The 20,664-nt window shown below is 35.0% G+C and carries 18 protein-coding genes; 5 read left to right on the plus strand and 13 right to left on the minus strand.

The window, feature by feature from the left end:
* Positions 1-250: 250 nt before the first annotated feature.
* From JMA43_RS00050 to JMA43_RS00070, 5 genes are all read right to left on the minus strand, one after another.
* Positions 251-1,621: an MATE family efflux transporter gene (locus JMA43_RS00050; RefSeq protein ID WP_342153671.1), complete on the minus strand. Its 1,371-nt coding sequence runs from the start codon at positions 1,619-1,621 to the stop codon at positions 251-253.
* A 9-nt stretch (positions 1,622-1,630) separates the two neighbouring features.
* Positions 1,631-2,407 (minus strand): membrane metalloprotease, encoded by a 777-nt coding sequence (locus JMA43_RS00055; RefSeq protein ID WP_342153673.1) that lies wholly within the window; start codon positions 2,405-2,407, stop codon positions 1,631-1,633.
* A 231-nt stretch (positions 2,408-2,638) separates the two neighbouring features.
* Complete coding sequence (locus tag JMA43_RS00060; protein WP_342153675.1) at positions 2,639-3,085, minus strand: DoxX family membrane protein; 447 nt, start codon at positions 3,083-3,085, stop codon at positions 2,639-2,641.
* 18 nt (positions 3,086-3,103) lie between these two features.
* Positions 3,104-4,513: an HmuY family protein gene (locus JMA43_RS00065; protein WP_342153677.1), complete on the minus strand. Its 1,410-nt coding sequence runs from the start codon at positions 4,511-4,513 to the stop codon at positions 3,104-3,106.
* 36 nt (positions 4,514-4,549) lie between these two features.
* Complete coding sequence (locus tag JMA43_RS00070; RefSeq protein ID WP_342153679.1) at positions 4,550-6,670, minus strand: TonB-dependent receptor plug domain-containing protein; 2,121 nt, start codon at positions 6,668-6,670, stop codon at positions 4,550-4,552.
* 113 nt (positions 6,671-6,783) lie between these two features.
* Between JMA43_RS00070 and JMA43_RS00075 the strand changes: the two genes are divergently transcribed.
* The gene (locus JMA43_RS00075; protein ID WP_342153681.1) at positions 6,784-7,689 is read left to right on the plus strand and encodes a DUF6607 family protein; all 906 of its coding nucleotides are present in this window, start codon (positions 6,784-6,786) and stop codon (positions 7,687-7,689) included.
* Between the two features lie 40 nt (positions 7,690-7,729).
* Positions 7,730-8,080 carry a DUF6686 family protein gene (locus tag JMA43_RS00080; RefSeq protein WP_342153683.1) on the plus strand — a complete coding sequence of 117 codons (351 nt, stop codon included), beginning with the start codon at positions 7,730-7,732 and terminating at the stop codon, positions 8,078-8,080.
* Positions 8,081-8,185: 105 nt separating this feature from the next.
* On the opposite strand, the gene argS is transcribed toward JMA43_RS00080, so the two are convergent.
* Positions 8,186-9,970: an arginine--tRNA ligase gene (argS, locus tag JMA43_RS00085; protein WP_342153684.1), complete on the minus strand. Its 1,785-nt coding sequence runs from the start codon at positions 9,968-9,970 to the stop codon at positions 8,186-8,188.
* A gap of 291 nt (positions 9,971-10,261) precedes the next feature.
* Between argS and JMA43_RS00090 the strand changes: the two genes are divergently transcribed.
* Genes JMA43_RS00090 through JMA43_RS00100 form a run of 3 tightly spaced genes read left to right on the plus strand, consistent with a single transcriptional unit; the run spans position 10,262 to position 13,586 of the window.
* The gene (locus JMA43_RS00090; protein ID WP_342153686.1) at positions 10,262-10,978 is read left to right on the plus strand and encodes an outer membrane beta-barrel protein; all 717 of its coding nucleotides are present in this window, start codon (positions 10,262-10,264) and stop codon (positions 10,976-10,978) included.
* A gap of 30 nt (positions 10,979-11,008) precedes the next feature.
* Positions 11,009-12,073: a PCMD domain-containing protein gene (locus tag JMA43_RS00095; RefSeq protein ID WP_342153688.1), complete on the plus strand. Its 1,065-nt coding sequence runs from the start codon at positions 11,009-11,011 to the stop codon at positions 12,071-12,073.
* Positions 12,074-12,098: 25 nt separating this feature from the next.
* Positions 12,099-13,586 (plus strand): BCCT family transporter, encoded by a 1,488-nt coding sequence (locus tag JMA43_RS00100; RefSeq protein WP_342155090.1) that lies wholly within the window; start codon positions 12,099-12,101, stop codon positions 13,584-13,586.
* Here the strand turns inward: JMA43_RS00100 and JMA43_RS00105 are convergent.
* From JMA43_RS00105 to JMA43_RS00135, 7 genes are all read right to left on the minus strand, one after another.
* Entirely contained in the window at positions 13,572-15,044 is a 1,473-nt protein-coding gene (locus JMA43_RS00105) for a M14 family metallopeptidase (protein ID WP_342153690.1), read from the minus strand. The genes JMA43_RS00100 and JMA43_RS00105 overlap by 15 nt on opposite strands.
* Before the next feature lie 13 nt (positions 15,045-15,057).
* Positions 15,058-15,729: an N-acetylmuramoyl-L-alanine amidase gene (locus JMA43_RS00110; RefSeq protein ID WP_342153692.1), complete on the minus strand. Its 672-nt coding sequence runs from the start codon at positions 15,727-15,729 to the stop codon at positions 15,058-15,060.
* 128 nt (positions 15,730-15,857) lie between these two features.
* Entirely contained in the window at positions 15,858-16,469 is a 612-nt protein-coding gene (locus JMA43_RS00115; RefSeq protein ID WP_342153695.1) for a phosphoadenosine phosphosulfate reductase domain-containing protein, read from the minus strand.
* Positions 16,470-16,577: 108 nt separating this feature from the next.
* Positions 16,578-17,003 carry an RrF2 family transcriptional regulator gene (locus JMA43_RS00120; RefSeq protein WP_342153696.1) on the minus strand — a complete coding sequence of 142 codons (426 nt, stop codon included), beginning with the start codon at positions 17,001-17,003 and terminating at the stop codon, positions 16,578-16,580.
* A gap of 33 nt (positions 17,004-17,036) precedes the next feature.
* Positions 17,037-17,969, minus strand: a complete 933-nt coding sequence (gene ctlX, locus JMA43_RS00125; RefSeq protein ID WP_342153698.1) for a citrulline utilization hydrolase CtlX — start codon at positions 17,967-17,969, stop codon at positions 17,037-17,039.
* Between the two features lie 73 nt (positions 17,970-18,042).
* On the minus strand, positions 18,043-18,963 hold the full coding sequence (locus JMA43_RS00130; protein WP_342153700.1) for a dimethylarginine dimethylaminohydrolase family protein: 921 nt from the start codon (positions 18,961-18,963) through the stop codon (positions 18,043-18,045).
* 123 nt (positions 18,964-19,086) lie between these two features.
* Positions 19,087-20,370, minus strand: a complete 1,284-nt coding sequence (locus tag JMA43_RS00135; protein WP_342153702.1) for a citrate synthase — start codon at positions 20,368-20,370, stop codon at positions 19,087-19,089.
* Between the last annotated feature and the right edge of the window lie 294 nt (positions 20,371-20,664).

Below are 20,664 nucleotides of genomic sequence, written 5' to 3' on the forward strand. Positions count from 1 at the left end.
CGATTCAACAGTTAAACAGAAGAACCTCCGCCTGTCTACCGACAAAGGAAGCCTAGTTTGAAAATACTTTAAAATAAAGCGTCAACCTGAACTTGATTCAGACTCACATCATACAGAATGAGATTCCTCCTCGTACCTCGTTCGGAATGACGGTAACAATACGAGATGACCAAAAAACAGCTAAGGTTTTAGAAACCTTAGCTGTTTTTTTAAACTTCTTCAATCTTTGATTCCCACTTAACAAACCAATTTATTCAAAATTAAAAACCTTTGGCTGTTTTGTTTTCCATGTACCTCGTTTGTAATAAACAAATGCTATGATGGCTGCCAATGCGTTTGAAATAGGAAATGCCCACCAAATTCCTTCGTAATCCAAAGGCGTTTTGTGCGACAATATAAAACCTGTTGGAAATCTAATAATCCAAAGAGTTAGTATAGAAATAAACATGGAAACCGTAGTTAAACCTGCTCCATTAAATACTCCGTTAAGTACCTGCTGTACACCCAAAAGTCCGAAGCTTGGCGCCATTATCTTTATAAATTTTGCTCCAATACGAATTACATTTTCATCATCTGGAACAAAAAATCGAGTAAGTGGTTCAGCAAAAAAGAACAACAACATCCCTAAAAATGTAAGTCCTATTGCTGCAATAAGCGCTCCCAAATCGCCTGCTTTTTCGGCTCTATCAATTCTATCGGCTCCAATATTTTGTCCTACCAAACTTGTAGTCGCAATCGAAAGCCCCAGTGCGGGTACAATAACCAAACTTAAAATTCTGGCTCCAATTCCGTAGGCAGCAACAACATCACTACTAAAACTAGTTACCAGCATAACCATTGCCGTCATGGCAGTGGCTCTACTCGATTGATCTAAACTCGAAGGAATCCCGATAATGAATAAATTTTTAATCCAAGGGAAATCAAATTTCATATGAGAAAACTTAATTTTTATTCCTCTTTTTCCTCGGAAGAGAATCCACATTCCTGCAACTGCAGATACTCCTTGCGTAATAATACTTGCAATAGCAGCTCCTGCAACACCATAACCAGGAATGGATCCGTATCCAAAAATAAAAAGCGGATCGAGGATTAAATTTAAAATAACCGTTGCCAAAACGATATACATTGGGATCAACACATTACCAATACCTCGCATTAAAGATTGGTATACAAAAAACATAAATAGGAAAATAAATCCCCACGAGGAAACTTTGAAATAAGTAACCGAATCGGATAAAATTTCTGGACTCGCACCTACCAATCGCATTAAAGGATCGGACAAAAAGTAGCCAACCAATGCTAAAAATATAGATATAAAGAAGATTACAAATACAGTTTGAGATGCTGCATAATTCACCATTTTTTGGTCGCCAGCTCCTTTGTGTTGCGATACAATTACAGTTCCGCCAAGGGTTAATCCTCCTCCTAAAGAAAGCACTAAAAACAAAATCGGGAAACTTAAACTTACACTTGCCACAGCATTGGCTCCCAAACGTCCAAGCCAAAAAGTATCGATTAATTGATACATGGTTTGAAGGATATTTGCCATTATAATCGGAAAAGCCAACCCTAAAAGACTGTTTAAAATTTTTCCTTCAACTAAATTGTTTTTTTGCTCCATTTAAAAAATTTATCTTCCTCCGTTAGCCCGTAAATCTGCCAAGCAATGATCGTCTAACTGCGGAATATTTGCTTCGGAAGCTACATTTCCGAGATTAAATCCAAATTCAATTTCATGATTCATCAAACACGATTCCACATTGCAATGATGTCCGTTTTCAGTATCAAGGTGATCGGTTTGCATTTCAGAACCTAAATCTACAAGTCCCAACAAATGACAAAATTCGTGTCTCAAAACGGTACTTTCAAACAAAACTAAATTAGATCCCGTAATCGTGTTATTAAAGTTATGAATTTCTTCTTCAAAAATAACAAAAGATGTATTTCTATATGCTACTCCCAAAACCATCGCGTCTTCGTTGCCATTATTATAACTTCCGTTTAGAAATAACGCAAAGAGTGCTAATTGCTTATTTGAATTGTATTGTATTCTAACATCTTTTTCAAGTTTATCGATTTCTTCAACTGTATACGAACTTTTTCCTGTGGAAGGAATTGCGCGTTTGCTTATCTGAATTCCTTCAGATTTATAACATCGTTGATTGATAAAACTCACTAAATTATTTAAAGATTCTTCGGAAGGTTCAAACCCTTCAACATACACCACTTCGATGAATAAATTTGTAAAGTTTTCTTCTGATAAAAAATCGAAAGCCGAGTCGCCCGTACTTTGCCGATTATCAACATTGATTAAATTATTTTCTTCTGGAAGCGCTCCGTCATCAGAAGAACAAGCTACTATAAACACCAAAAGTGCATACAATAGCATTTTTAAAGTAGGTTTCATCTGCTATTCTTTTAAAATACTGCTAGATGTAATTCGCCATAAAAATTAAGTGCTTTTAGGTTGGTTAGTTTTTAAAATTATTACGGCTCATTTTACAACAGGTTGGTTTATACTGCAAGATATTAATATTGTACAAAAAAAGAGGCGCCTTTGTTAAAAAGCGCCTCAAACCACATGAATTAATGAATAACTAATTATTTAACTGACCCCCAAGCCAATTAAATGCTTTGATTACAATGGTCTGATCCATAGTAAGTGTTTCCATTTTGGGTATTCTTTTAACACCAATACTATATTGATTATTAAAAGACCAAGTGTTTTAAATAATTCTCCTATTTCATCACCTTCTAGGTAGTAGTGAAACAAAAAGATGTGTAAACTTATTGGGAGTAATAAAAGTGCCCCGATGAACCCTGTTCCTTGAATTACTAAAAGAATTCCGAAGAGCAATTCGCACACACCAAGAACTTCCCAAAAGTATCCTGTTTGTTTCGCCCCACTGATGTAAAGTATTTTTTGCAGTGTATTTTCGTGCTCTGGGCTAGAAAACTTTTCTGCTTTTTGTACCACTTCAATCGGTGAAATACTAGGCTGTTCGAACTTATGGATTCCGCCATAAATCATCACACCACCTAGATACAAACGGAGAATGATAAAAAGTATGTTTAAAAACTTCATTTACTATTTTTTAGATTTTTACAATAAAGCGTATTCAAATGAAGGATATCCTCTTTCTCCACTTTCGCTTAAAAGTGCTGTAAAACGAACTTTGTAATAGTTTCCGTTTGCGTCTTTCACTACAAAGAAAACAGCTTCTTTTAATGATGGTAAAGAACTTGGTCCTCCAGCATTTCTCCAGTTACTTCCAATTCCGCGTTGATCTTCAAGTAAACTTGCCTCATCTACATTTGAAGCTGTAAAATCTTCATATGTAAAATCTTCTTCGCTTACCATATATGCAGAAGCACTTTGTTTGATGTTTGTTGTAACATAATCTGCATAACCGTAAGCTCCATATCCTGGAATTTCGTTTGTGAAAACTGTAAAGTTTAAATCCCATTTATCTTTTGCAGGCTCTACCTCTGCAGCAGCTTCCGTAGCAAAACTAAAGAAGGTGAAGTTATACGCTTCGTCTTTAGAAATAATTACTTCGTTGTGCGTTGTTGCATTTAATTCAGCATACTGTAATACATAATCGTTTCCGCTTCTGTTGATTTTAATTTTTCTCCAACCTCTTGCGTCATCAGTAACATCAATACTTCCGTTTTCTGGAGTTTCAGTACCAATTTCAGAACCTAAGTTTAATAAGTACACTTTGTTGTCTGCTTCAGTTTCAGAAATTTCAGCAATAGCAGTTCCAGATAATGCACCTGCTGGGTTATCGATGTAACCAGCGCTCTCTGCACTAAACGTTCCTACAGCAACACTCGATTGAAACTCTGCAACATCTGCTTCAGTTACCGCATCGATATCGGTAGTCTCTAATGCTTTTGCAGCCATATAAATAGATCCGTTAAGAACCACTCTAAACTCGTCTCCAGCGTAAAACCCTAAATCCCAAACATCTCTCTTAACTGCAGTTTGTGTTTGCGCACTTAAGTCTACATACACTTGATTTGGTTGGTTTGGACCTCCCACTTCTGGAGAAATAACACCACCCGTAGCAGCACTTTCAGTAAAGTTTACGTCTAAAGTTGTATTTCCTCTTACGTCGCCTTCTGGATTCGTTACTCTGTCTAGTTTTAAAGCAACCGACATTTCCGTTCCTTCAATTGGATTTTGAAGTTTGTTGAAAGTAAAAGTAGAAGCACTAGTTCCTGCAACTAAAGCCACTTCGAAAGTTCCGCTTTCACCAGATGGATCTGTAGTAAAATCTGTTCCATAAGCAGCATTTACAGTTGTATAAGAAATCGTTGCAATTCCGTCTTCGGTAGCTGCACGAGAAAATACGAGTTTTACCTCTTTGGTAGTTTCATCTGCAGAAAAACTTACCGATGGGTTTTCGAAAGCCACTACAAACTCTTGTACAGTTTTACTATCGTCGTCACTACAAGAAACAAGTGTAAATAGCGCTAGCAAGGTTAGAAATAAAAAATTGTTTTTCATTTGTGTAAAATTTATTTGATTATTTATGTTGATTGTTTAGTTAAAATTTATGTTATACAGAAGCTTTACAAAATACGATCTCCCGTAGCCTAATAATATATTTGAAGCTCCAGCGCCGTGCACTGTCCCTCCTACGGTTGTGTTGTTTATTCGCGTAACGTCTAACAGGTTTCTGGCTCCTGCTGTAATCTGAAATTTATTGTTGTAAAACGATTTTCGTACCGATGCATCCCACCAACTATACGGGTCTTGTTCCCCACGAATAATGATGGTTTCTCCTGCCTCATTCTGGTCTTGCAAAAATTGATATTCTGGTCCGTTGTGTTTAAAATAAGTTGAAAAAGTAGTGTTCCATCGCGGAATGCTGTACGATACATTGGCGTTGATTTGCAACGACTTTAAATAATCGTCGTTATACGTTCTACCCTCCAAAACTTTTGAAACTCCCGAGTAAGAAAGTCCGAGGTTTCCTGTTAAGTTTTTATATTGAATTCCGTTGGTAAAAGACACGTTCCATCTTCGGTACGTATCGATATTATTGTATTGATATGCCAATGGCGATGGATTTACAATAATCAATTCAATACGGTCGCTCACATCTATATACCCAACCGAAAGTTTACTTCTTAAAGCAAAATCTGGAGTGAGCTGAAATTCTTTTTTGGCATGCACAAAAGCCGATATTCCGTCTTCTGGTTTTAAATTTTCATTCCCTTGCACATCGTGGTTCGCATCTACAAAATAAGAATACAACTCTGTAAAATTTGGACGTCTTGGCGAAGACCCAACTATTGCACGCAACTCTAAGTTGTTATCAAACAAATATTTTGCTGATAACTCGAGCGCCAGTTGTGTGTCAAACTTGTTTGAAAACAATACTCTCGCTCCTGGACGTAATGAAAATTTGCTGTTCGGAATGTATTCTGCGGAAGCAAAAACATCGTAAGAGTTAATTTTTCTACTGATGTTTTCTCCGTCGTAGTCACCAGAAATTGATGACGCATAACCGTTAGTGAGCTCAACTTCGTACCCTGTTTGAAAATCAAAAACATTTCCTTGTAAGAAATTGCTGAAGTTACCTTTTGAGTAATACACTTTTCGAGATTCATACTCAAAGTTGGCAACATCAAACTTCTCACCTTCTACAATTCGGTAATTATAAGTTTCGGCATTTTTCTTTTGTTGCTGAAAAGATAAAGAGACATCGTAATTTACACCACCGTTAAAATTTCCATTCGCATTTAAATGATGCGTAAAACGTTCCGAAGAAAAAATCTCATCGCTCGCTACAGGATTTGATGTTTGCGTTGATGGATTGTAGTTTTCGCGCACTACAGAATCGTATCTAGAAACTGTTTCATCGAAATACTCAAACTTGTAAAATAGCTTTGCATTTTCGGTATTGTAGCTCAAAATTCCTTTCGCATTAAATTGCACTTTTGGCAACCACTCATAACCACGTTTTCCGTCGTTATACGGGTAATCTTCTCCTTCTTTATCGTTCCATAAACCTGCAAAATCGTTTCGGGTAACTACTGCATTTGCATACATTTTCTCCGAAATATTGTGCGATACGCTCAACGATTGAATATGTCTTCCTTTATCAAACCATCCGTACTCATCTCCAATAGTTTCTTCTTGAATGTAAGGCGTAATTTGCCATTTATATCGAGACGATTTTTTAGTAATCACATTAATTACTCCAGCTACAGCACCTGTTCCATACTGCACTCCCATAGCGCCTTCTACAATTTCTATTTGTTCGATATCGTCTAGGTTTATCTGAGTGAGGTCGGTATTGTTTCCGAAGCCTTCATCGTTTACTAACGGAATATTATCTACCAAAATCTTAACATATTGTCCATCTAAACCGAACATTTTTATATCAGACTTCCCAGTTGATGCATTTGGAATAATTGAAATATTTAGGGTTTGATTTAAAACGTCTGCCAAATTATTTCCTGCTTGTCGTTTGATATCATTATTGCTGATAACTGTTACTTCATACACCGACTTTTTAACCGACTGCGGATTGTATTGCCCAGTTACTACCACTTCTTTTAGATCGTTTACATGCGTAGTATCGGACAGTTGTAGCGTTTGAGAGAATGTTACTACTGAAAATAAGAATATAAATAGGTTTGTTATGAATCTCATTATTTAGACTGGTTCTTGATAATTTTCAGCAAATATATAAGTTATTTTTATTCAATCTAAATAAATTTTATATTTTTGTCTCATCAGAAATGAAAAACTAATTAAATCAACAAATGAAAAAAACATTATTCCTTTTAGGTTTATCACTTACTTTGAGCGGTTTAACTGCATCTGCTCAGGAAAACAAGAAAGCACAAGACCAAAAAAACATTAAAGACATGTGCGGTTGTTATGAAGTACGCTTCAATTTTGCTGAAACCTTTAACAACGCAAAAGATTCTACTTACCAACCATCAAAAGTGAAACAAGTTGGCGCTTTGGAGTGGGTAGAATTGGTGGAAGACAAGCCTAATAAAATTGTTATGCAACACTTACTTATTGCAAACGATACTATGATTATTAAGCACTGGCGCCAAGATTGGTTGTACGAAAACACAAACTTATACCAGTTTTACAAAGACAAAGAGTGGAAGTTTGAGCAACTTAGCAAAGCGGATGTACAAGGACAATGGACACAAAAAGTTTATCAAGTAGATGATAGCCCTCGTTACGAAGGAACTGCAACTTGGGTAAATGTTGACGGAAAAAAATATTGGGTAAACACTACCGATGCTCCGCTTCCTAGAAGAGAACATACAGTTAGAGATGACTATAATGTTATGAAACGTAGAAACATTCACGCTATTACAGATTATGGTTGGATACACGAACAAGACAACGACAAAATTGTAAGAGATGAAAACGGAAACGATTTTGTTTTAGCACAAGAAAAAGGATTTGATACCTACACTAAAGTTGCAGACGAAAAGTGTAAAGCTGCTCAAGATTGGTGGAAAGAGAATGAAAAATTCTGGAAAATTGTAAGAAACAAATGGCAAGAAGTATTTGACCAAAATAAAGATATCGAGCTTCAAAAAACTGTAGATAACAAACCATTATTTGCGCATTTATTTGGAATGCCTGCCAATAGTAGCAAAAAAGAAATTGAAGCAGTTATCGATAGTTTTATTGTAAAATAAAACTGAACACAATGTAAAACCTTCTATAAAACAAGTAATTATGTGTAAAAACCTGCAAATATTAAATCGATGTAAAAATGGTATTTTGATTTATTGCAAACACAATAATATGTACCAATTACTGTATAACAACCTCAACTTTAATTTTACTGAGGGTGAATTTGAGAGTTTTCATAATTACTTACACAATTTAGAAATTGAATATTGGGAAGAAGAATACAAGTATTCTATTTACAACAAGCGTATTCCTATCCCAACAATACAATCAAACTTACTCATTTTGCTTAACAAACAAGAAGTTTTGGAACTTACAAGGCTTGTAAAATTACGTCCAAAAAAATATGAGTTGTTAGATTTATGCGATATACAATACATGTTATATCCAAATTAAAATAAATATTATTTGAGTTTGTTAGTTTCGAGCTGTTTTATTTACAGCAAAAAGCCCCGAAAATTTTTCGGGGCTTTTTTATATTTTTAAATTTCGCTCTTGAAATTACATTCGCTCTGGAACGTTAATTCCTAACAAGCTAAAAGCATTGGCGATAACCTCAGCTACTTTTGCTGAAAGTTGTACTCTAAACATTTTTTCTGAAGCATCATCGGCTCCTAAAATAGAAACGTTTTGGTAGAAAGAATTAAACTCTTTTACCAAGTCGTAAGTATAGTTTGCTATAATTGCCGGACTGAAATTTGATGCCGCATTTTGAACTACTTCAGGGAATAATTCAATTTGTTTGATAAGCGATTTTTCTTTTTCGTGTAACACATAAGTTGTTGCTACATTTCCTTCTTTATAATTAAAATCGGCTTTTCTTAAAATAGACTGAATTCTGGCATAGGTATACTGAATAAACGGCCCTGTATTTCCTTGAAAGTCGATAGACTCCATTGGGTCGAATAAAATTCGCTTTTTAGGGTCGACTTTTAAAATGTAATATTTCAAAGCTCCAAGTCCAATTGTTTTATAAAGTGCTTGTTTTTCTTCTTCGCTAAAACCATCCAATTTACCAAGTTCCATAGAAATTTCTTCAGCAGTAGAAGCCATCTCTGTAATCAAATCGTCGGCATCTACAACAGTCCCTTCTCTACTCTTCATCTTCCCGCTTGGCAAATCTACCATTCCATAACTTAAATGATACAAGTTTTGCGCCCAATCAAATCCGAGTTTTTTCAGAATTAAAAACAATACTTGAAAATGATAATCTTGTTCGTTTCCTACAGTATAAACCAAACCTCCAACATCTGGATAATCTTTTATACGTTGTATAGCAGTTCCGATATCTTGCGTCATATAAACGGCAGTTCCATCGGCTCTTAACACAATTTTTTCATCCAAACCTTCGTCGGTTAAATCAATCCAAACCGAACCATCTTCTTTCTTATAAAAAATACCTCTTTCCAAACCATCGGCAACTACATCTTTCCCAAGTAAATAAGTGTCGCTTTCATAGTAAAGTGCGTCAAAGTTTACTCCTAAATTTTTATAAGTTGTATCGAAACCTTCGTACACCCAACCGTTCATAGTTTCCCAAAGTTTTACAACTTCAGCATCGCCAGCTTCCCACTTTCTCAACATCTCTTGAGCTTCCAAAAGTAATGGTGCTTCTTTTTCGGCAGTTGCTTTATCAACACCTTGTGCTACTAAATTTTCGATTTCAGCTTTGTAGGCTTTATCAAAGGCCACGTAATAATTCCCTACGAGCTTATCTCCTTTAAGACCTGTACTTGCTGGAGTTTCGCCATTGCCGAACTTTTGCCAAGCCAACATGGATTTACAAATATGAATTCCTCTATCGTTTATAATTTGAGTTTTATAAACTTTCTTTCCAGCAGCTTTTATAATCTCGGCAACAGAATATCCTAATAGATTATTACGAACATGCCCTAAATGCAACGGTTTGTTGGTGTTTGGAGATGAATATTCAACCATCACAGCTTTCTCTCCTTCCTGCGGATTTTTATATCCGAAAGTTGAATTTAACTTTATCTGATTGAAAAAATCAATAAAATATGCATCTGAAATTACTAAGTTTAAAAAGCCTTTTACCACATTAAACTTTTCAATTTCTGAAACATTGGCTTCCAAATAAGCACCAATTTGCTCCCCTATTTGTTGCGGATTTCCTTTTATGGTACGCAACATTGGAAAAATTACCACTGTAATATCGCCTTCAAACTCTTTACGTGTAGCTTGTAACTCGACAGTTGGTAACTCTTTATCAAAAATAGAAAGTACTGCTTCTTTAACTTTGGTAATTATGATTTCCTGAATATTCATTTTTACGAAAAATTTGGGTGCAAAGATACGGATTTTAACAACTATTTTCGGCCTAACAACTGTTTAAAACACAATTTAATCTACTCAATATCTTCATCTACCAATAAAGTTACTTTTTAATTTCAGCAACAAAAACAAACATGCTGTATTTATAAAACACAGCTACTTCTCCTTCAGTTTAGAATTTTTACCTAATTTTAAACCATATTATCGCTGTGATAATTTAACACTTATAAACTTTGAAGGTTTACACCACACAGTAAAAAAGTCAATCAGTTTAAAAAAACACAAATGAAACACAACTACAATAAGGTTCTATTTTTCAGCACATTGATTGCTTTGATAGGTTTTCCTTTATTAAGTTCTGCTCAAGATGAAGAGCCTGTAATTAACTTTAGTAAAGGGAAATGGCACACCGGGATAACCTTAAGTGTAAACACAGACGACGATGACGATATAGAGAATATTCTTTTTAATATTTCTAAAAACGAACAAGAAAATTTTGAAATTAATTTTACTGGCGGATATTTTGTAAAAGACAATATGTCCATAGGATTACAGTACAGTTATTTAAAACATTCTCAAGATCTAAATTACCAAACCGACGATGAATCTCCTAGGTACCAATCGGCAAAATCTGTACATACGTTCACTGGTTTCCTCAGAAATTATTATCCTGTAACTGCCAATCATAGATTGAATTTTTTTAACGAAACTAATTTGGGAGTAGGCTTTGGAAATACAAATACTAGGCATACCAAAAGTGAGGATGATATTACAAAAACTTTTAACGACGAATTTAATTTAAGACTAGGAGTGAAACCTGGCGTTGCTGTTATTTTAACTGAAGGCTTTGCTTTTGAAGTTGCTTTGAAATTATTAGGCCTTGACTATACACACTCAGACATTACCACAAATGGGATTAAACAAGGAAGCAGTTCTGACTTTAAACTCGATTTCGATATTTCACTATTATCGCTAGACTTCGGATTGGCATACTACTTTTAAGCTCTTTCTATTAATTTAAACGCTGAAAACATGAAACCATTTGTAACACTTTTTATCATTATTCTACTCTGCTCTGCTTGTGTAGATGAAGATTATTTTGGTTTAAGTAGTTCTGCAGATATTACCAATATCGAAGTTAGTTCACAAAGTGGTAATCCATACATCGATGCTATTAATGATTCAATTAGAATAGATGTTGCAAATGGCACTAACCTTGAAATTATCGTTATCCGAAGTCTGAAGTTATCTTCTTTTGCTACTGCAACAATTGCTGTTGGAGACACCCTCGATTTCACAAACGGCACCGTAATAACCAATATTACTGCGGAAGACAATACGGTTTCTCCTTGGATACTTTCGGTTTTTGAAATTGGAAGTCAACCACAAATCGATAATTCCGATTTTAGTGTTTGGCACAATGAAGGATCGTATCTTGATCCAGGAGTAGACGACGCTTCCTCTGTTTGGGGAACAAGTAATCCAGGAGTAGTTTTTGCCGGAATAGACCCCAATGCCGAGCAAGTTGAAATCACGCCCAATAACTACGGTGTTAAACTAACTACACGCTACACCAGACTTGGCGCTGTTGTAAACAAACCTATTGCAGCTGGTTCTGTTTTTACTGGAGATTTTTTAGAAGACAACATCAGCTTTAACAATCCGTTAGACGCTATTGAATTTGGAACACCTTTTACAGCCACTCCAACCTCCTTCAGCGTAGATTTTAAATACACTCCTGGGGAAACCAATATAGATGCAAATCAAAATAACCTCTCATACCCAGATACTGGAGACATGTATATTTTATTAGAGCGTCGCGAAGATAATATCACAAAACGAGTTGCTACAGCTTGGCACCGAATTGATGCAGAAACTGGAAGTGATTTACAAAACATTACTGTAGATTTTACTTATGGTGAACTCCCTGCAGACACTCCAAGTTACATGCTTCCGAAAGATGGCGAACTTTATGCTGAAACAAGCGAAACTCCTACGCATTTAGTAGCTGTGTTTACGTCGAGTGCAAATGGTGATTATTTTGAAGGAGCGGTAGGAAGTGAACTCATTATCGACAATGTCATACTCAATTATTAAATTATAAAATAAGAGCACTCTGCAAATTTTTAAAAACAAATTACTATCCCTTTCTGTAAGTTCAATTTTGATACTTTCAGGAATCATTTTTGCATTTCCTACAAAAAGCTATGAATTCATTGAAAGTGCCTCATTATGGGTTCGAAGTTGGTTTGGGACTTATTACCTATACCTCGGATTTTTTTGTGTTATTTTTTTAATTGCATTGGCATTATCTCCCTTGGGAAAACTACGACTCGGAAAAGCTACCGACCGACCAGAATATTCTAGATGGGCATGGATTGCAATGCTATACAGTGCTGGCATGGGTGCCGGAATTTTGCTTCGAGCAGTTCAAGAGCCTGTGTACATGTACTTAAATCCACCAATTGAAGTTAATTTTGACAATCGAATCCTTGCCCTCGAATATACTTTTTTTCAATGGGGCTTCACGGCTTGGGCATTTTACGGTCTGTTCGGATTAGTTATTGGTTATTATTTATTCACCAAAAATAAATTAGGACGCGTAAGTACAACTGTACAACCTTTAATAAAGTCTCCCAAACTATTAAGCAGTATCGATATTTTAGTGATTATAGCCACAATATTCGGACTTGTTGGAGCGATCGTTTTGGGAACTTCTCAAATTAATGGCGGACTCACACATCTACTCAACAAAAATTTGAATCTTAGTTTTACTATTGGCTTAACTGTTGTTATCTGTGGTTTTGCCTTTTTATCTGCTTGGAAAGGCATTCACAAAGGCATTAAAAACATTTCAAAAATAAACTTAATAGCAACAATTACATTGTTGATTTTTGTACTTCTACAAAGCGATATTATTACAATTTTAAAAGAATTCTGTATCGCATTATTTTACTATATCAGAGATTTTGTTTCGCTGAGTTTAGCTTTAGGCAATTACAATCCTGGGAAAGATTTTTTAACAGATTGGACCTATTACTACTGGGCATTTTGGTTAGCATGGGCTCCGTTCACCGGAGTATTTATAGCTCGAATCTCGAAAGGGAGAACCCTTCGAGAAATGTTACTTGGAGTTATGATAATTCCCTCCCTCGGCACCTTTTTATGGTTTACAACTTTTGGAGAAAACGCTTTTCAATTAATCGAAAGTTGGAATGAATACAACAACGAATTTGGAAATGTTTTCACTTCCATCTTTGTCTTCTTCAAGCATTATCCGTTCCAATTTTTCATCAATACTTCCATCGTATTATTACTTATCGGCTTCCTACTTACTTCGGTTGATTCTGCCATTTTTGTATTAAGTATGTTTAGTGACAAAGGCAATCTCGAACCCAAAAAATCACACCGTATTATTTGGTCAATCGTTATTGCAATATTCAGTACTGCCATGCTTATTTTAGGAAATATAAAAGAAGATGTAGATATGCTAATAGCGCTCCAAAAAATACTCATTATAACTTCACTTCCTTTTGCGCTCTTTATTCCTATTATGAGTTTTTCATTTTTAAAACAGTTAGTTTCAAAGAAACGTTTATCTAAAAATTAAAGCATTCCCAAAAGGTTTTTCTTCGGAAGACAAACTCACTAAATTTCCATTTATTACCAGGTACTCAAGTTTTCCATTTTTCTCCAAAAAGAAAGTTGGATTGGCACCAACATAAAACTTAATGTCTGTATTTTTTTCAGAAGAAATTACATGCAACGGAAACTGTACAGCATCTTTATCTTGCGGAAGATTTGAAACTTTCACAAAGGCATAGCCTTCCTTCAAAAGTGAAGCAACTCCCTTTTCAGTAACTGCCTGCAACGTAGAAAATGCTTCAGGATAAATTTTAGGAACAACTACTTTATAGGCTGAAGCATCAAACTCTTCATAACCAAAATAAGTAGATAAATCGCCCATATCGGCAATATTAGCTTTGTAAAAATAACCAGACTCGGTATGTGCGGAAACTTCATTTTCATGAATTCCTAAATCTACTGTATAGGTATTTCCCAATAACGGATATTGCACTCCTGTAAGTTTTAAATCGAATAACTTTCGGTCGTTTTCTGGAATATTAAAATAATTATCTCTCGATATGGCTTTAAATTCTTCAGTAGCGATAGCGTGAATTGCCGAAAGAATCGTAACAAAATTCAACTTCCTAATGTGTTGTTTTTCTGGATCGTTTGGATATCCTCCAGACTCGATAAGTACCACACTTGTTCCCCATTTCTGAATGTTATCACCAAAAGCACGTGGTTCAAAATCATCGTTATACCTCCCAACTTGTCCGGGCGCATATTGCTGTAAAATATCATTCATGTACGCAATGAGTTTCATGGCGTTTCCACGAGTTTCATTTACATCTTTTTCGTAATTATACGCTGGCGCCAAGTACGAAATAGTTGCAGGTTTTGGAGTTCGATTGGCGTTGTAATACGTACTTTGATCGTGTAAATTAAATCCGAAGTCGGCATTCAAACTATCGCGAATGCGTTTTAAAGTTTTACTCTCTGGCGATTGCAAACGAAGTGCGTCTCTATTAATATCTACTCCCAAGGCGTTTCTTCGAGTAAACATTTCAGCGCCATCTGGATTTAACATCGGAAGAAAATGAATTCGCAATTTCGATAGCATTTCTTTTTTTTCTTGCTGAAAATCATCGGCTTTAAAAAAATTAAAAATATCAAAAATTGCCATGGTTGCTGTCGACTCATCTCCGTGCATTTGCGACCATAAAAAAACATCTATATCACCTTCTCCAAAACTTATCAAGTTTAAGCTTTTACCCTTAATTGAAGTTCCTACCTTTTGCACGGTAAAAAAGTCATTGCCTTTTAAATTACTTATTAAAGGCATTATTTTACTATGTGTAAACCTTCTCTTTGTAATACTCTGTTCTTTGTAAGTATCGTAATTATCGAAAAGTTGTTGGTAGAAATCTTGGGCAGAAAGCAAAGAACTACTTCCTATAAAAACTATAACAAGTACAATGTTTTTAAAACAACGAGTGTTCATAAATTAATGCGGTTTAATTAGGTATGGGTTTAAAATTCAATTGAGCAGTACGGTTTCGAATGGCTTCCATAAACTCCTTATTCGGGTCAGTTTTAACCGTTCGGTAGCCTTTATCTTTCTCCAACCAAAGCTCTGTATTTTCAAAACGTTGGTATTCATAATGCCCAATAACATATTCAATTGGGTATTTTCTTTTTAAATATTTTATCAGCTTAACATTTGCATTTAACTGCGCTTTGGTAAGTGGCATATCTGGCCCTCCTACATTTTCAATTCCGATAGCGCAATGGTTAAGCCCAATTACATGGCGCGCCATGGTAGTTTCTGGCATCAAACTATAAATCAATCCATCTCTATCGATTACAAATTGCGATGAAACATTTAAACTTCCTGCTCCAGAAATTGCTTTGCGACTGCTCGGCAAATGCGTGTCGTAAAAGGCATCTATTGTTTTTTGAAAAGTTGGTATTTCCGTCCAATGCACCACCACCATCTTCGGAACAATTGTTGGCGTTTCTTGCTCAATTCCGTAGTGCTCTTTCATATATTCAATAGTAAGATCTTCACGCTCTTGATCGAATACAATATGCTCCTGAAAAATTGTAGGCCCACAAGATACGCACAACATCAATACGAATATAAATATGTAATTTTTAAACATCCCCAATGTTTTATACATTTCCATTAAGATAAGAATAAGTTTTTATTTTGAATTGATTTTAGAATATTTTCTTTAAATCTCAATTTTAAGAAATCAAAAAAAGGACTACCATTGGCAATCCTTTTTATATACGTTTTATTTGATAATTAAGATTAACTCACGTGCAAACCACATTCTCTATTTTCTAAAACCTTTGTTGGATCGAAGTAATTAAATTCGTTTTCAAGCTGATGTTTCTCCAAATACGCATCCAATTCTTCATCTGTATAATAAAAAAACGGACTCACTTTCAACACGCCATCATTGCCTTTTGTAACAATATCTAAGCTATCGCGAAAAGCGGTTTGTCCTTTTCGTAAGTTGGTAAACCAAACATCGGGTTTAATTTCTGTCATTGCTCTTTTAAAAGGCTCCAACTTTACTTGATCGGTAAACACTTTGTGCAGTGGGTCTTCGATACTCGGAATCCCCATCACCATATTTCTATGCGCCACAGTTTGTTTTGGCACGTATAGTTTAATGTTTAACGCCAAAGATTTAATCAACCTCTCTGCGTGTAAATACGTTTTATTGGTATTGTAACCGGTATCACACCAAATTACAGGAATATCTTTTTCTTCTGAAGTAACAGCGTGCAGGATGCTCGCTTCATACGGACGAAAATTTGTGGTAACTACTGGATTTTCTCCTTGCGCTAGCGCCCATTGCACAATTTCCGAAGGAGATTTATCTTTTAAAAGTTTATTTATTGCTACTAAATCCATAATACATTGTTCTAACTAAAGAACAAAGATATTAATACTCTAGTGATTTAGTAGGTTTTTAACAGAAAAATCACATTAAAAAAATACAACTACCTAAAAAATAACAACTTAGACAATCGTTGTAGATTTTGTTAAATCAGCTAAAGTTTTGTTTTCCAATACTTTTAGTGTACTATCTCTAACTTCAATCATCAGTCTACTCAACGAACATTCTTCCTCATTTTTACAGTCATCGCACTTTTCGTAAAAATTTAAACTCACGCAAGGCAACATTGCAATAGGCCCTTCCAATACTCGTATCAACGAGGCAACGGTAATTTTTTCTGGTTCGCGAATAAGGTAATAACCTCCTCCTTTTCCTTTTTTAGAGCCTAAAAAACCACTATTTTTTAACTGAAGAAGAATTATTTCTAGAAACTTTTTGGAGATATTTTCTTGTTCTGCAATTTCAGAAATAAGCACTGGGCTTTTGCTCTCCTTTTTTGCCATGTAAGTAAGTGCCTTTAAGCCGTATTTTGTTTTTTTCGAAAGCATATTTTTAAATCTATTCGCTGTTCTCTAAAGATACTATTTTTTTGGAAGAAATATCTCAGCCATCATACATCGAGCACTTCCACCGCCACAAGTTTCAATAGTTGTTAAGTCGCCAGATAAAATGGTTGCATATTTTTCAATTGAATTTATTTGTCCTGGAGTTAAACTTTGACGCGCTGATTGGCTCATCACCAAAAACTTTTCACCTGTGTTAGATTGTACTTCGAGCATATTACCAGCAAAACTATTCATTTGTTTTTCTGAAATTGTAATGATTTCTTTCCCGTCGGTCTTTAAATGAGTAAGTACATTTTTACGTTCTTTTTTATCGTCGATACTATCGGTACAAATAATTGCAAAATCATCGCCAACACACATCATTACATTGGTATGGTAAATTGGTTTTCTTTCGCCATCAACATCTTGATTGGCTGTAAAAACCACCGGGAAATATTCAAAATCTTCGCAAAATTCAATAAACAAATCCTCATCGGCTCTAGGAGAAAGTGCGCAATAAGCTTTGCGATTTACTCTGTCTAAAATTACACTTCCAGTTCCTTCCAAAAACACTTCTTCCTCTTCCGCAACGGTATAATCCATTACGTTTTCGATATGGAAATTATGTTCTTCTAAAATATTCAAAATATCTTCGCGACGCTCATTCCTTCTATTTTCAGCAAACATCGGATATAAAGTAACCGTACCATCTTCGTGCGTAGAAATCCAATTGTTTGGAAAAATTGAATCTGGCGTATCTGGATTTGGAGTGTCTTGAACCACAATAATATTTATCCCTGCATTTTTCAACTTTTCCACAAAAGCATCAAACTCATTTTGGGCTTTGGTATTTATCGCCTCATTGAGCATATCGATATCCTCTTGGAAGTAATTATTAACTGCAGTTTGTTCGTTCATTCGAAAACGAATTGGACGAACCATTAAAATAGTATTGGTAATTTGACTCATTAGCTTGTTAAATTTATCGCGCAAAGCTACAAAGAAAGTTAGAGAGTAAACAAAAAAAGTATTTACAGAGCTATTAGTTGTTTGCCCGAATTAAAGGCATGGTTGAACAACGTAAAAGTCCTTCTTGTTTTGAGATTTCGGCATACGGAATTTCTTCCACTGTAAAACCATTTTCACGCAACCAAGTATTCAATCTGGTAAAGCTTTTTTCTGAAACTACAACTTCAGGAGCAATTGAAAATACATTGCTAAACATATGATACATTTCGTATTTATCGATATGAAATAGGTTTTCCTTTCCGAATAAATCTACCAAATACTGATAATCTGCTTCGTTTCTAAACCCTTCTTTATGGATAATTGCTTTGTCTTTCCCGACTGGTTGAAAACAACAATCTAGATGTAATGCATTATCTCTAGCGATGGTATTCGACTTGTTTAAATCGAATTCTTTTACAATTTTGTTCGGAAACATTTCTTTGATAAAATTCACTCCGTGCATATTGGTGCGCGCAGTAATCAAGTCGGCATAATCGCTGCCTTTGTATGTTCCTATAAAAATATGATCATTCCAAAGCATTACATCACCACCCTCAATGTGAACTTCTTCTGGCGGAGTAATCACTTTTGAAGGTTCTATTTGATTTATAATGTATTGAATGGCTTCCAACTCCTGCTCGCGGTCTGGAAGTATGTTTGATTTTATAAAATAATCATCAATAACAAATGCAATATCTCTTGAAAAAATTTGATTACAATTCTCAATTAATTCTGGACGATACACTTGCACATCATATTTTTCGAAAACTGTGTTAAAAGCTTCCATTTCTGGCACCATATCTTCTTCCTTCGGATAGGTTCCTGCCTTAATATATTCCAACGATTTTGGGTCGTAAGCTTCGGATACCGTTGGCGTAGGTCCGTTGCTTTTGGCAGTACCCAAAACAACTGCCTTTAGTTTTGAAGTTTCATTTGTTACATGTAGTTTCAACATATATCTCTGTTTTTTGGAGGCTTTAATTTAAATGGTTCCTCAAAAATATCATTATTAATTGAGATAAAACAAAAAAGGGGATGTTATGCAAAACATCCCCTTTGAAATTATATTGTTTTTGAATTATCTTTTATCTAACTCAACAAACGATCTTAAATTTTCACCAACATAAATTTGTCTTGGTCTTCCAATTGGTTCTTTTTTCAATCGCATTTCTCTCCATTGTGCAATCCAACCTGGTAGTCTTCCTAATGCAAACATTACAGTAAACATTTCAGTAGGAATTCCTAGAGCTCTGTAAATAATTCCAGAGTAGAAATCTACGTTTGGATATAATTTTCTTTTTACGAAGTAATCGTCTTCTAAGGCTTGCTTCTCTAAACCTTTTGCAATAGATAATACAGGATCTTCAACTCCTAAATCTCCTAATACTTCGTCTGCAGATTTTTTAATGATTTTTGCACGAGGATCGAAGTTTTTATAAACTCTATGTCCGAATCCCATTAAACGGAAAGGATCTTCTTTATCCTTTGCTTTTTCCATGTATTTAGCCGTATCGCCTCCGTCTTCTTTAATTCCTTCCAACATTTCGATTACCGCTTGGTTTGCACCTCCATGAAGTGGTCCCCATAATGCAGAAACCCCAGCCGATAATGACGCAAATAAACCAGCATGCGACGATCCTACAATTCTTACTGTTGATGTAGAACAGTTTTGCTCGTGGTCTGCATGAAGAATCAATAATTTATCCAACGCATTTACTACAATTGGGTTTAATTTGTACTCTTCGTTTGGTTTTTTAAACATCATGTAAAGCATGTTCTCAACATATCCTAAAGAAGAACTTCCGTAGTCATAAGGTTTTGCATTTCTTCTACGTAATGTCCACGCTGCTAAAACTGGGAATTTCCCCATAATTTTAACAATAGCATTGTACATATCTTCTTCAGAATTGATATCAACACATGAAGGGTTGAAAGCAGTCAATGCACTTGTCAATGAAGACAAAACTCCCATTGGATGCGCAGTTCTTGGGAAACTATCTACAATTTTCTTAACATCCTCATCAACTTCTGAGTTTGCTTTAATATCGTTGTGGAATTTTGTTAATTGTTCTTTGTTTGGTAATTCTCCAAAAATCAATAAATAAGCAACTTCCAAAAAGTCAGCTTTCTCGGCAAGGTCCTCAATAGCGTATCCCCTGTACCTCAAAATCCCTTTTTCTCCATCTAAATAAGTAATTGCACTTTCACAAGAACCTGTGTTTTTGTATCCTGGATCTAAAGTAATAATACCTGCTGAAGCCCTAAGCGCTTTAATATCTATCGCTAACTCGTTTTCTGTCCCTTCAACAACTGGAAATTCTATTTTCTTACCTTTATACTCAATAGTAGCCGTATCTGACATAATATATTTTAATTTTTTAATAATTTTTCAAGTGTTGCGAAAATACGAAATAAAGTGTTAATTTACGGTTAACTAACGTTCTTTTTACTACTCAAAAAGGTTAAAATATAGCAGAAGTATATTTTTTATTTTTTTAAACAGAACAAAAATTATCCTAACCGACTTAAATTTAATATTTCACAATTATAGACCTGTCAAATTATAAATATGTGAATTTATTATGTGATTTAAAAAAAAGAAGCGTTTCATTCCTATTTTGTTATTTTTTTCTGAAAGGAAACAGTACATCCTTAA

The sequence above is a fragment of the Joostella sp. CR20 genome, assembly GCF_038433465.1.
Classification (GTDB): Bacteria; Bacteroidota; Bacteroidia; order Flavobacteriales; family Flavobacteriaceae; genus Galbibacter.